This is a genomic window from Janthinobacterium psychrotolerans (genome assembly GCF_001677885.1).
Taxonomy (GTDB): domain Bacteria; phylum Pseudomonadota; class Gammaproteobacteria; order Burkholderiales; family Burkholderiaceae_D; genus Janthinobacterium; species Janthinobacterium psychrotolerans.
In genome coordinates, this window is sequence record NZ_LOCQ01000044.1 from 40,777 (window position 1) to 53,836 (window position 13,060).

General features: G+C 63.7%; 13 protein-coding genes and 1 riboswitch. Of the genes, 3 read left to right on the forward strand and 10 right to left on the reverse strand.

Annotated elements, in window-relative coordinates; genetic code table 11:
- From ASR47_RS04945 to ASR47_RS27370, 4 genes are all read right to left on the reverse strand, one after another.
- Positions 1-459, reverse strand: coding sequence for an acyl-CoA thioesterase (locus ASR47_RS04945; RefSeq protein ID WP_065306697.1), 459 nt, complete (start codon positions 457-459; stop codon positions 1-3).
- 84 nt (positions 460-543) lie between these two features.
- Positions 544-912, reverse strand: a complete 369-nt coding sequence (locus ASR47_RS04950; RefSeq protein WP_065306644.1) for a hypothetical protein — start codon at positions 910-912, stop codon at positions 544-546.
- A gap of 129 nt (positions 913-1,041) precedes the next feature.
- Positions 1,042-1,179, reverse strand: coding sequence for a hypothetical protein (locus tag ASR47_RS27365; protein ID WP_171898893.1), 138 nt, complete (start codon positions 1,177-1,179; stop codon positions 1,042-1,044).
- Positions 1,180-1,347: 168 nt separating this feature from the next.
- Complete coding sequence (locus ASR47_RS27370; protein ID WP_171898894.1) at positions 1,348-1,521, reverse strand: hypothetical protein; 174 nt, start codon at positions 1,519-1,521, stop codon at positions 1,348-1,350.
- A 116-nt stretch (positions 1,522-1,637) separates the two neighbouring features.
- Between ASR47_RS27370 and ASR47_RS04955 the strand changes: the two genes are divergently transcribed.
- From ASR47_RS04955 to ASR47_RS04965, 3 genes are all read left to right on the forward strand, one after another.
- Positions 1,638-2,852 (forward strand): glycosyltransferase, encoded by a 1,215-nt coding sequence (locus ASR47_RS04955; protein WP_065306645.1) that lies wholly within the window; start codon positions 1,638-1,640, stop codon positions 2,850-2,852.
- A 199-nt stretch (positions 2,853-3,051) separates the two neighbouring features.
- A complete protein-coding gene (locus tag ASR47_RS04960) occupies positions 3,052-4,032 on the forward strand; it encodes an EDSAP-1 family PEP-CTERM protein (protein ID WP_065306646.1) in 981 nt (326 codons plus the stop codon).
- Positions 4,033-4,161: 129 nt separating this feature from the next.
- Positions 4,162-5,154 (forward strand): EDSAP-1 family PEP-CTERM protein, encoded by a 993-nt coding sequence (locus ASR47_RS04965; protein ID WP_082988747.1) that lies wholly within the window; start codon positions 4,162-4,164, stop codon positions 5,152-5,154.
- Between the two features lie 19 nt (positions 5,155-5,173).
- On the opposite strand, the gene ASR47_RS04970 is transcribed toward ASR47_RS04965, so the two are convergent.
- From ASR47_RS04970 to ASR47_RS04995, 6 genes are all read right to left on the reverse strand, one after another.
- On the reverse strand, positions 5,174-5,839 hold the full coding sequence (locus tag ASR47_RS04970) for an acyltransferase (protein WP_065306648.1): 666 nt from the start codon (positions 5,837-5,839) through the stop codon (positions 5,174-5,176).
- 3 nt (positions 5,840-5,842) lie between these two features.
- A complete protein-coding gene (locus ASR47_RS04975) occupies positions 5,843-6,943 on the reverse strand; it encodes a nitroreductase family protein (RefSeq protein WP_065306649.1) in 1,101 nt (366 codons plus the stop codon).
- Positions 6,943-7,812, reverse strand: a complete 870-nt coding sequence (locus ASR47_RS04980) for a ThiF family adenylyltransferase (protein WP_065306650.1) — start codon at positions 7,810-7,812, stop codon at positions 6,943-6,945. Before ASR47_RS04980 ends, ASR47_RS04975 begins: the two co-directional genes overlap by 1 nt.
- Before the next feature lie 91 nt (positions 7,813-7,903).
- A complete protein-coding gene (locus ASR47_RS04985; RefSeq protein ID WP_065306698.1) occupies positions 7,904-9,457 on the reverse strand; it encodes a methyl-accepting chemotaxis protein in 1,554 nt (517 codons plus the stop codon).
- A 143-nt stretch (positions 9,458-9,600) separates the two neighbouring features.
- Entirely contained in the window at positions 9,601-9,798 is a 198-nt protein-coding gene (locus ASR47_RS04990; protein WP_065306651.1) for a hypothetical protein, read from the reverse strand.
- Between the two features lie 83 nt (positions 9,799-9,881).
- Entirely contained in the window at positions 9,882-12,734 is a 2,853-nt protein-coding gene (locus ASR47_RS04995) for a M16 family metallopeptidase (RefSeq protein ID WP_065306652.1), read from the reverse strand.
- Between the two features lie 163 nt (positions 12,735-12,897).
- Positions 12,898-13,048: riboswitch (FMN riboswitch) on the forward strand.
- Positions 13,049-13,060 lie beyond the last annotated feature (12 nt).

Below are 13,060 nucleotides of genomic sequence, written 5' to 3' on the forward strand. Positions count from 1 at the left end.
TTATTTCTTGGACACCTTCTGGCGCGACAGCTTGCGCAGCTTGGCCTGCTCGAAGCGCACCTTCTGCTCGTCCGTTTCCAGCGCCAAAGGCGGCACGGCCACCGGCTTGCGGTGGGCGTCGACGGCCACCATCGTGAAATAGCAGCTATTGGCGTGGCGCACCAGGCGCTGCTGGATGTTTTCCGTCACCACGCGGATGCCCACTTCCATCGAGGTAGTGCCGGTGTAATTGATCGAGGCCAGGAACGTCACCAGTTCGCCCACGTGGATCGGCTGCAAAAACATCACCTGGTCGACCGACAGGGTCACCACATAGCTGCCCGAATAGCGGCTGGCGCAGGCGTAGGCGACGCTGTCGAGATATTTCAAAATGGTGCCGCCGTGCACGTTGCCTGAAAAATTGGCCATATCGGGCGTCATCAGGACCGTCATCGTCAGTTCGTGGGCCGACCAGTTCATCGCGCTGTCCAAAGTGTTCTCCAAGGGGGAAGATAAAAAGTGATGGGGGAAATGAAAACCGGCCTCAGGGGCCGGTGGCAGGCTTTACAAGCCCAGCGTATCGATGTCGGCCAGCGAGTCGCGGCCCTTGTCGGAAATATCGTGGCCCTCGCCTTCGGCGCGCGCCACGATGTGGGCTTTCTTGCCCAGGAAATAGGCGACGTCGGTATCGAGCCTGGTCAGTGGATCGGCGGCGACGGCGCGTAAGCCCATGATGCAGCGGCGCAGAAACAGCAGTTGTTGCGCCTTGTCGGTGATGGACAGACGGCCATCCCTGGCATAGCTGAGCAGCTTCAGGCCGGACAGGCGCTTGGCATTGCGGGCAACGCAAGCGCTGGGGCGCTCGGTCTTGATGCCGCGTGCAACCTGCTCCAGCGCGTCATATTCGTCGGTGGTTAATTTCTCGTTCTTCATTGCGTTTCCATAAAAGGCCAGGTGTTCGGCCCTCATGGTACGCGCCCCGCTGCGCATCGGCAACAGGCAAGGTGATTCAGTGGCCGCGCGCGCCGCGCCCGGCCAGTGGAAATGGCGCGATGACGCTGCTTATTTGAAGCTGCGTAACAGCAGCCAGGCCAGGCCGCAACCGGCCACGGCGCCCGTCAAGGCCAGGGCCAGCAAGCTTTTGCTGTCCAGCACAGGGCGGCGGCCCAGGTAAATTTTGTTATGCAGCGAATTACCCATGATGGTCTCCTGTAGCAGAATTGTTTTGATGTCTCATTATAAGAACAGAATCGTGACGCCTGCGTGACACACGGCGCTTCGCCGCCGCTTTGTGTGCGCCAGCGCTCACTTTGCGCGATCTCTGTTGTTTTATTGGCGTGGCGCCGCCGGCGCCACGCCTGGCCGCTATCAGCGCATCTTGACGGGCGGCTGCGGCGGGGTCGGCTCTTCGACCGGCACCGGATCGACATCGGGCATTTTTTCCGGCGGCGGGATCACCGGATCGCCTTCCGGTGGCGGAATATTATCGGGCTCAGGGGTGCTGTGGGCGTGCAAATCAGGCTGCGGGTTCAAGGTATGCATGGTTTTCCTCCTTGCCGCCACTGTAGCGCAGGCAGGGAAATCATGGCGCGCACAGTGTGCGGGAACTAATTCGTATTGTGGCGGTCTAACCGTGCATGCAACCGACCCGAGCACCAATGCATCGCAAAAAAATCCTCTTTGTCGCCGAGGCCGTCACGCTGGCCCATGTGGGCCGTCCGCTGACCCTGGCACAAGGTCTGGACGAAGCGCGCCACGAGGTGCACTTCGCCTGTACCGATGGCTACGACTTCTGCTTCCAGGGGATGCGCTTCCAGCGCTGGCGCATCAACAGCATTCCATCGCAGCAATTCCTGCAGGCCCTGGCGCAAGGCAAGCCCGTGTATGACGAAGCGACCTTGCAAGCCTACGTCGAAGACGACCTGCGCCTGTTCGATGCGGTACGGCCCGACCTCGTTATCGGCGACTTCCGCTTGTCGCTGTCGGTCAGCGCGCGCCTGCGCGGCATTCCCTACATCACCGTCAGCAATGCCTACTGGAGCCCGCATGTGCGCCAGCACTATACGGTGCCCAGCCTGCCGCTCACGCGCATGCTGCCGATCTGGCTGGCCGATCCCCTGTTTCGCCTGATCCGTCCGCTGGCCTTTGCCAGCCATGCCATACCCCTGAACCGCGTACGCCGCCACCACGGCCTGTCCTCGCTGGGCAGCGACCTGCGCCGCATCTATACGGACGCCGACCAGACCCTGTATGCCGACATCCCGCAACTGTTTCCGCCACAGGCCATGCCGGCCCATCACGGCTACTTGGGCGCCGTGGTCTGGGCGCCGCCGATGGCCTTGCCGCAGTGGTGGCAGCAGCTAGTGGAGGGCAAGGAAAGTGATCGTCCCCTGCTCTACGTCACCCTTGGCAGCTCGGGCCAGTCGCAGCTGCTGCCGCGCGTGCTGCAGGCGCTGTCGAGCTTGCCGGTGACCGTAATGGCCGCCACCGCCGGCACGATAGCACTGGCCAGCGTGCCGCCGAACGCCCATGTCGCGCCCTTCCTGCCCGGCGACGCGGCCGCGCGCCACGCCAGCCTGGTGATCTGCAATGGCGGCAGCCCCACCAGCCAGCAGGCCTTGACCGCCGGCGTGCCGGTGATCGGCATCGCCGGCAACCTCGACCAATACCTGAACATGCATGGCATCGTGGCGGCCGGCGCCGGCCTGTTGCTGCGCGCCGACCGCTACCGGGACGACGCCTTGCGCCAGGCCGTCACCCGCTTGCTCGATGACCGCCAGGCGCAGCAGGCAGCACGGCAACTGGCGGCCGCCTTCCACGCTTGCCCGGCGGCCCCGCGCCTGCTGGAGCGCATCCAGATGCTGACTGGATGAGACTGCTGGCAGCAGCGTCGGCATTTTTTACAGCCGCCTGCGCAAGCCCTGCCAGGCATCAACAACAATCGCACAAGTACCTGATTTACAAGCCAAAATATCTCTTGGCACGGAAGTCGCTACGGAATGGCCATGAGCACCTGGCTGCAGGACTCAAACCAGACTTTCCTTAACCACTCCATGCTGTGAGGTAACCCAAATGAAACTATCGCAACTGAAACTGCTTCCGGCCGCTGCGGCGCTGGCCATGCTGTGCGCGGCCGGTGGCGCGCAGGCAGGCGCTTATGGCTATTCCTACGACAACATCTTCGGCCTGACCATCAGCAATCCGACCGGCGTCGTCACGGTCGCCAGCACCACCAATATCTCGCGCAGCACGTCCACGCTGAACGGCGTGAGCGTCATCAACGGCGGCTCCGGCATCCTCGATTCGCCGCAGTCGGCCGTCGGCGCCGTCACCAAGGGCCAGAACGACTTCACGCAGCAGGGTCCGACCGGCACCTACGCGCGTGGCGACGCGCAGATCGTCAGCACCCAGTTCCCGCCCTTCCCCGCCGGCGCCACCAGCACCCAGGCCGTCAACGTGGCCGAAGCCCACCTCGACACGGCCGGCACCGCCGACGCTTCCGGCCGCAACGGTTCGACCACCGGCTTTTCCGTCACCTTTACAGTCGGCTCGCCCACCGCCACCCTGGCCTTCAACTTCCTGGCCAATCCCTTCATGCAAGTGTTCCTGAACAACGACGTGGCGCTGGGCTCGTCGTCGACGGCCAACCTGGTGGTGACCTTCAGCATTACCGACGCCACCGGCGCCACCGTGTTCAACTGGGCGCCGGACGGCACGATCGGTTCCGGCATCTCGGGCGGCACGGAGTCGGCCGATGCGGCCAACCTGAACACCAACCTGTCGACCAACTTCCTCACGCGCGGCAGCCTGTTCACCTACGACCCCACCGGCTGCGGCGCACCGACCGGCACCGGCATCGGCACGGCTTGCGGCGGCACCTTCTCGGCGCTGACCAATGCCCTGGCGGCAGGCAGCTACACGCTGACCCTGAACGCGGTGGAAAGCGTGGACCTGGTGAAAGTGGCGGCGGTGCCGGAACCAGGCACCCTGGCCTTGCTGGGCCTGGGCCTGGCCGGCCTGTGCTACGCCAGCCGCCGCAAAATCACGGCTTGAACTTGCGGCAGACAGCAAGGGCGGGGACCTCCTCGCCCTTTTCAATTGCCGGCCAGGACGTTCGGCCTTGTCGGCATTTTTTACAGACGCGGTCGGGCTCTGGCCCAGGCAACAGGATGAGGATTTTCCATGACACTGTTTTCCCGTACTCACCGACCCGGCGCCCTGTGCATCGCGTGCCTGCTGATGGCCAGCGCCAGCGGTGGCGCACGCGCCTCGGCCTACGCTTATTCCTACAACAATATCTTCGGCCTGACCGTCTCGAACCCGACCGGCAGCATTGCGGTGGCCGGCAATACCGATATTTCACGCGCCACCGCCACCCTCAACGGCGGCAGCATCATCCGTGGTGGCAATAACGTTGTCGACGCGCCGCAAGCGGCACTGGGCGCCGTGAGCAAGGGGCAAAACCATTTTTCGCAGCAAGGCCAGGGCAACGCTTCGTATTCGCGCGGCGACGCGCAAATCATCACCTCGCAGATTCCCCCTTTTCCACCGGGCGCCACCAGCACCCATTCCGTCAATGCGGCCGAAGCCTTTCTGTTCGATACCGGCAGCGCCGATGCGTCCGGGCGCAACGGCTCGAACACGGGCTTGTCGGTCAACCTGGTGGTCGGCGCAGCGGGCGCCACCATCCTGTTCAACTTCCAGGCCGCGCCCTTCATGCAGGCCTACCTCGATGCGCTGGCCGGACCGGGCTCTGCTGCCAGCAGCAATATGTCGGTCAGCTTTACCATCACCAATGCAACAGGGCAAAACGTCTTCAACTGGTCGCCGGACGGCATGGTCGGCTCCGGCATTGCAGGCGGCACCGAACTGGCCGACGCCGCCGGCCTCAATATCAGCTATTCGGCCAATACTGTCACTTCCGGCAATATGCTGACCTACGACCCGCTCGGCTGCGGCGCGCCGGCCGGCACCGGCAGCGGCACCAGTTGCGGCGGAGCCTATACGGCGCTGAGCAACAACCTGGTGGCTGGCAACTACACCCTGACCCTGAACACGGTCAACAGCGCCGACCTGACCATCGTGCCACGCGTGGTGCAAGTGAGTGAGCCGAGCACACTGGCCTTGCTGGGACTGGGCCTGCTGGGCCTGTGCCTGCGCCGCAGCGGAGCGTGACGACGGCGGCTTGCCAGCGTCACGGCTGCTTCTTGAGCAGGCGCGCGGGAATGCCGCCCCAGACTTCGCCGGCGCCGACCACGCTGTCCTTGATCAGCACGGCGCCCACCGAAATAATCGCGCCGTCGCCAATACGCGCGCCGGCCATGATGACCGCGTGTGCGCCGATGGTCACGCGATTGCCGATTACCACCGGCCGCAATTCCAGCCTGTCCCCCTCGATCACATGGGCAAACACCACCGCGTCGTGGCCGACGATGCTGTCGCTGCCGATCGTGGTCAATGGCGGATCGAGCAGCGCGCCGGCGCTGTAGGTATTGCTGCCGAGCCGGGCGCCCAGCGCCAGATAGACCAGGCGCAGCAGGGGCAAGGGCAGGAAGTGCGTGCGAATCAGGGAATTGAACAGCAGCAGATAAAACAGGATGTTCAGGTTGGCCGCAAATTCGGCGCGTGAACCGGGCGCGGCGGCGCCCTCGTGCAGCGGCAGCACGCGCAGGCACAGCCGGTAAACCGCAAAGGCGAACAGATACACCAGCAGCACGGCGGCGGCCACCACGGCGACCCCGCGAAACTCGCCCGGCGGCAGCAAGCCCAGCAGCCATACCGCGCTGGTGATGCCCAGCGCCAGGATCAATGCCAGCAGGCACAGGAACACCACGATTTCCTTGCCACCGATCTTGCGCATGCCCTACTCCTTCGCGCCAGGCGCCACGATCAGCTCCTGCAGTGGCCGGCGCAGCGAACGCGCCCGCGCCGGCGCGCCGGCGCCGATGCGGCCCAGGAACACGGCCCGCTCGGTGTGCTCCTCGCCGAGCAGGGTGCGGGTTTGCACGGCCAGCTCCTGCGCCACCTCGTGCAAGCCCTCGGTGCGCGAAAACAGGCGCCGCTCGCGCACGTAGCGGGCAAAGATCAGCGGCGTCAGTTCCGGCTGCAGCTGCAGGCCCAGTTCGGTGGCCGTCAGCCAGAAACGCTGCATGGCGCGCCCGGCGGCCACGTAATCGTCGACCGTGCGCGGCGGCGACTGGGCCAGCAGCGCGAAATGCGCGGCGCAGTACCAGCCGGGCAGCAGGTCCATCTGCAGGCGCGGCGCCACGGTGCCGGCCAGCCAGGTATTGAAGAAATCCACGCGGCGCCAGCTGCGCATGATCCAGCGCATCAGCCTGGCAGTCATGGGATCGACCCCCAGCGCCTGGTCCGGCATGCGGTCGGCGCTGTAGCGCGCATTCCATTCGATCACGTCGCAATGCACGCGGTGCGCCTCGGGCATGATCAGGCGCAGGCGGGCATTGTTGAACATCAGGCGCGCCGCCGCAAAGCGCGTGCGGCTGCCCTCCAGCCACAAGACGCCGAAGTCATCGGGCAGGCTGGCCGCCAGCGCCGCCTTTTCGCTCACGCGCAGGCTGCGTGTGCTGAGCTTGCGGCGCTGCACCGTGCGCTGCGGCAGGAACGCCGCCAGCGGATCGGGCGCCAGGCCGGGCGCGTCGACAAACACGGCGTCAAAGGTCGGCAAATGCTCGGGCATGCCCGGGCGCCGCTGCGCTTCCAGCTTCAGGCCGTGGCGGCTGGCCGCCAGCGCCAGGCTTTCCAGCAGCGCGCCGAGCGACAACTGGCTGGGGTGGCCGTCGAGGTCGTACACGCAGTGGCTGCGCGTATCGAAACCATGCACCACCACATGGCGCGCGGCGCGCACTTCGAAGCGCCAGGGCTGGGTATTGTCGCCGCTGGGCGCCCAGCGCGCCTGGTCGAGGATATCTTCCAGTACGGCGTCAATCGCCAGGGTATTTTTCATCAGGAACCCCTGGCGGCGCGGCGCCGCTTGATGATGGCCATGGCCAGGCGCTGCAGCGGGTGGCGGTTGCCGCCCGGGCGCCAGGTATGGACCATCTTGTTGCGGTAGGCGTCGAAATGCATGCCGCGCGGCGCCGCCAGCACCTTGCCGCGCCGCAGCAGGATCTTCAGCGCCTCGGTGGCGGCCGCGCCCGCGCACAGCTGGCAGCCCATGATGGTCGACGGCCCGCGCCGCTCCTTGAGATTGATGGCCGACGGGTCGACCAGATACGGCCCGTGCAGGCCGGCCGGTGCCAGTCCGACCAGGAAGCGCAGCGCTTTTTCTTCTTCGGGCAGGTCGCCCCAGCCGAAATATTGCTCGAACGTCATCTGGCCCGGCAGGAAACTGAGCACCGCCGTGCCCATGCCCAGCGGCGCGGCCGTGATGGCCGGAATCGCCAGCCTGGCGCACATGGCAAAGGTCGACTGGCGCGCGGGAAAGGCAAAGAAGTCCAGGCCGTCGACGTACAGGTCGACACCGTCAAAAAAATCGGCCAGGTTGGCGTCGTTGATACCGTCCGGAAACACCTTGATATCGAGTTCGGGATTGATGTCGCGCGCCATGCGCGCCAGCACCCCGGCCTTGGGCTGGCCCAGGGTCGACACCATGGCGCCGGCCTGGCGGTTGAAATTGGCGATATCGAAGGTATCGAAATCGGCGATATGAAACGCGCCGATGCCGAGCCGCGCCAGGGTCAGCAAATGCACGCCGCCGACGCCGCCCATGCCGGCAATGGCCACCCGCTTGCCGCGCAAGCTGTCCTGTTCCGCCCGGGTGACCCAGCCCAGGTTGCGGGCAAATGCCGCGTGATACGAAAAACCGTCTGTCATGCTTACCTTTCCGGATGCCTTGCGTCATTACGCAAGGACCAAGAAAGTATTGACAGGCATTTCGCCAGAAAGTTCCCGTCTTCGGAGAAGATTATTTCAGGGCCAGCGACACCGGGCGCGCCGTACCAGCGACCTTGAACACGCTGACCAGCTGCGCCAGCCCGGCCGCCTGCTCGTTCATGGCGTGCGCCGCCGCCGAGGCCTGCTCTACCAGCGCCGAATTTTGCTGGGTCATATTATCCATCTCGACGATGGCCTGGTTGATCTGGTCGATGCCGGTGCTCTGCTCGCTGCTGGCCGACGAAATCTCGGCCACGATATCGGTCACCTGCTGCACGCTGGCGACCACCCTGGCCATGGTTTCCCCGGCCAGCGCCACCAGCTTTTCGCCCGCGCCCACCTGCTCGGCGGAGCCGTCGATCAGCTGCTTGATCTCCCTGGCGGCCTGGCTGGAGCGCTGGGCCAGGTTGCGCACTTCGGTGGCCACCACGGCAAAACCCCGGCCCTGCTCGCCTGCGCGCGCCGCTTCCACGGCCGCGTTCAGGGCCAGGATATTGGTCTGGAAGGCAATGCCGTCGATCACGCTGATGATGTCGCCGATCTTTTTCGACGACGCGTTGATGGCGCCCATGGTTTCGACCACCTGGCCGACCACGCCGCCGGCCTGGCTGGCCACTTGCGACGCCGAAATGGCCAGCTGATTGGCCTGGCGTGCATTGTCCGCATTCTGGCGCACGGTCGCGGTCATTTCTTCCATCGTCGATGCGGTCTCTTCCAGCGAACCGGCCTGCTGTTCCGTGCGCGCCGACAGGTCATGGTTGCCGGCGGCGATTTCACCAGAGGCCACCGAGATCGACTCGGCATCGTTGCGCACCTGGCTGACCAGATGGGCCAGCTTGTCGCGCATGGCCATGATCGCCACCAGCAAGCTGTCCGTATCGCCAACGCGCGTGTGCACCGGCGTGGTCAGGTCGCCACCGGCGATCTGCGCGACGATGCCGGCAGCATAATCGGGCTCGCCACCGAGCTGGCCCAGTATGCGGCGCAGCATCAGCGCGCCCAAGGCCCCCACCACCAGCATCAGCGCCACGCCGATGGCCAGCAGCACGCGCGCCTGGGCCCAAAAGGCGGCATTGATGTCGTCGATATAAGTACCGGTACCGATCAGCCAGTCCCAGGGCGCGAACTTGATCACCGCGTACATCTTGGCCACTGGCTCGGCCACGCCGGGGCGGCTGCCATCGGCCTGCACCACGCCGATACGCTGCTGCGCCATCGCCGCGCGATAGCGGTCGCCCGAGGCCTTCATGCCTTTTTGCGGCACACCGATGCGCTCGGCCTTCGGATGCACGTACAGCAGATCGCTGCTGTAATCGCGCACGAAATAATACATGTCGTCCTTGACGAAGCTGCCCACGGCCAGCTTGGCTTGCTGCTGGGCCTGCTCACGCGTGAGCTTGCCCGATTGTTCCAGAGCGTAGGCCTTTTCCACCGCAGCATTGGCGAGCTCGACCAGAACCGACAATTGCCCGACGCGCTCGGCCATCATGGTCTGGCGCAAGGAGTACAGGGAGAAGGAGGCGATCAGTATCATGCCCAGCAGAGTGCTGAAACATAACAGGAGGATGCGTGAACGTAGCGTCATGGCGTAAGGCCCGAAAAAAGAAGGTAAGGTGCGGGAAAACATTTTCAAAAAAGCAAAACGGGCGGCGCTACCAGGCTGGCGCCCGGCAGGCACCGCCCGCGATTGTTTCGATTGCAGCAAAATGCCGCGTCAAGGCCTATGCTTCAGGCCAATGCTTCCTTGGCTGCTTCTTCCGGCGTCAGGCCATCGTAGAACTGGTCGGTAAACCACTCGACCTGCTCTTCGATATGGTCCTGCGCCTGTTCCACCGTGGCGCCGCCGGCGACTAAAAAGCCTTCGACTTCGATACACCAGTTAATCAATTCCAGGGTTTCCGGATCGAGTTCTTCTTTCTTGGCCATCTTGCGCTTTCTGAGAGTTCGTTTGCCATCACATCGGCAGGCGCCAGTTTACCATTTCCCGCCGCGCCCGCCTCTGCATCACTTCATCTGGTGGCCTGACTGTTGTTTGCCGCCGCCTTGGCCTGCTCCGGATACAACACCACCTGCACATAATTGTCCATGTTCAGGTAGCGCTGGGCGGCCTGCTTCACCGCTTGCGGCGTGATGGCGCGCACGCGCTGCTCGTAGCGCAGGATCTGCGCCGGATCGCGGCCCTGGGTGACCGACCCCATCAGCTGGCTCATCCAGTAGTTGTTTTCACGCATGGCCTTTTGCTGGCGCGTAACCCAGTTCAGCTTGACCTTTTCCAGGTCCGCCGCGCTTGGGCCATCCTTCCTGATCCTGTCGATTTCGGCAAAGGCGGCGGCGATCACCTTGTCGACGTTTTCCGGCCCTGTCGGCAAGGACAGCGCCACCGAATAATGGCCATACGGATGCTGGCCCATCGACGTTTCAAAGCCGCCGCCGTAAATCATGCTCATCTTTTCGCGCAGCACCTCGATTACCTTCAGGTTCAGCACTTCGCCGAGCGCCTGCAAGGTCAGCTTCTGCTCGTCCGAATAGGCCACGTCGCCGGTGAACGTGATGGAAATCGTGCTTTTCGGTTCGCTGCCCATGTAGACGGCTTTTTTCACCACGCCCCGCACCGGACGCATGCCCACGTCGCGGTAGGCGTGCGGCACTTCGCTTACCGGCAAGGCGCCCAGGTAGCTGGCGATCAGGGGCTTGATCTTGTCGAGCTCGAAGCTGCCCGTGAAGATGAAGGTCATGTCGCGCGCGCTGGAAAAGCGCTGGCGGAAAATGTCCAGCGAACGATCGAGGCTGACCTTGCTGAAGTCGTCCGGACGCGGTACGCCGTCGACACGCGGATTGTTGCCGAACATGGTGTGCTGCACGGCGTCATAAAACACCGCGTCGGGCTGGGCCAGGATGTTCCTGGCCAGGTCCTGCTGCTTGCCGATATACGACTGGAACAGGTCGGCATCCTTGCGCACGTCATGCATGTACAGGTACACCAGCTGCAGCATCGATTCGATATCGGCGCTGCTCGACGAGCCGCCAAAGCCTTCGCTCAATTCGCCCAGCGAGGCGCCCACGTTGACAGTCTTGCCGGCGACGATTTTCTGCAGGTCCAGCGGCGTCATGCCCTTCAGGCCCATGCTGCCGACCACGGCGCTGGCATAGCGGGCATTGTAGATATCGGCGTCGCCATACAGCGACTGGCCGCCGAAGCGGGTCGCGCCCATCAACACCTGGTCGTTCTTGAAGTCGGTCGGTTTCAACAGCACGCGCACGCCATTGCCCAAAATCAGCTCGGTCACGCCGATGGCGCTGTTGAGCTTTTCACTGGCAATCGTGCCGCCAGGCGGCGGGCCGTCCATCAGGCTGCCTGCCACCGATTTTTCAGCATGCGGCTCGACTTTCTGCTGTTCGGCGCTGGCCACCGCATCGAGCAGCTGCTGTTGGGTCGGCACCGTGGCGCCGGGCTTGGCCTCGCCACCCATGAAGACCACCAGTTTCTTTTGCTGCTCGGGAATGACTTTCGCCACCGTCTCGTTAATTTCCTGCAAAGTTACCTGCGGCAGCAATTCGCGTGCATACATCAACTCGTTGGCAATGCCGGGTATCGCTTCCTGCTCCAGGAAGTTGCGCGAATATTCGGCCACGAAGCCGGCCGAGTCGGACTTGTCGCGCTCGTTATAAGCGCGCTCGTAATTGCGCAACATGTTCTTGCGCGCACGGTCGAGCTCGTCCTGGCTGAAGCCGAAGCGGCGCGCCCGTTCGTCTTCGCGCACCAGCGCATCGACGGCCGGCTGCACGCCGCCCTTGCCCAGCAAGGCATAGGCGCTGAACGACTCATAGCCACGCACCAGCTTGCCCATGCTGCTGCCGCCCTGGATAAACGGCGGGTTGGCCTGCTGCGTCAGTTCCTGCATGCGCGCGCTGAGCATCTGGCCATACAGGTTCTCGATCATCTGGCGGCGGTAGTCGGCGATCGTCACCGGTTCCTGCGCCGGGCGGATAGGGTAACGGATGAACACGCTGTCGTCGGCCGCTTCCTTGTCGGTAATCACCAGCGCTTCCGTCTGCGAGCGCTGCGGCACCTCGGCATACAGGCGCGGGCGCGGCTTGGCCGGGTTTTTCAGCTTGCCGAAATGCTGACGGATCAGTTTTTCAGCCTGCTTCGGTTCGATATCGCCGACCACCATCACGGCCATCAGGTCGGGCCGGTACCAGTCCTTGTAAAAACGCTTGATCACCTCGGGCTTGAAGGTTTTCAGCACCTCTTCCTTGCCGATCGGCATGCGCTCGGCATAGCGCGAACCGTTCAGCAGTTTCGGGTACAGCACCTTGTTCATGCGGTCGCTGGCGCCCTTGCCCAGGCGCGCCTCTTCGAGCACGATGCCGCGTTCGCTGTCGATATCGGCCGGATTGAACTTCAGGCCATGGGCCCAGTCCTCGAGCACCAGGAAGCCTTTTTCCAGGTTGCCTTTTTGGGTGGTCGGAATCGGCAGCACATAGACGGTTTCATCGAAGCTGGTGTAGGCGTTCAGGTCGGCGCCGAATTTCACGCCGATCGATTGCAGATACGAAATGAGTTCATTGCGCTTGAAATGCGTCGAGCCATTGAAGGCCATGTGTTCGGTAAAGTGCGCCAGGCCCTGCTGATCGTCATCTTCCAAAATGGAGCCGGCTTTCACCACCAGGCGCAATTCCACTTTCTGCGCCGGACGGGCATTTTTCTTGATGTAATAGGTCAGGCCGTTGGGCAATTTGCCCATGGTCACTTCCGGCGCCACCGGCAGCGGATCGCTCAAACGCAGTTCAGCTTGCGCCAGGGAGGCGCAGACCAGCAGCACGGCGCCCGAAATCAGGCGTAATTTACTCAGCTTCATGTGTTCTCATAGGGTGGATGCAACAAGCATACCTTACACCGAATCGCGCAGAGGCCGATTAAAAATAGCTTAGAGGACATAATGCGATACAAATGGCAAGCTCCTGCCGGGGCGCCTGTTCTATGCTAAAGTATTGCCGCCGGTCATGTGGACCGGCACAACCATACGTCTTCGGGGCGGGGTGCGATTCCCCACCGGCGGTAAGACCGGCAACGGTCAAGCCCGCGAGCGCCCGTCAAACGTCGTTTGACGGGGTCAGCAGATCCGGTGTGACTCCGGGGCCGACGGTATAGTCCGGATGAAAGAAGATGTGCGTCAGACCACCT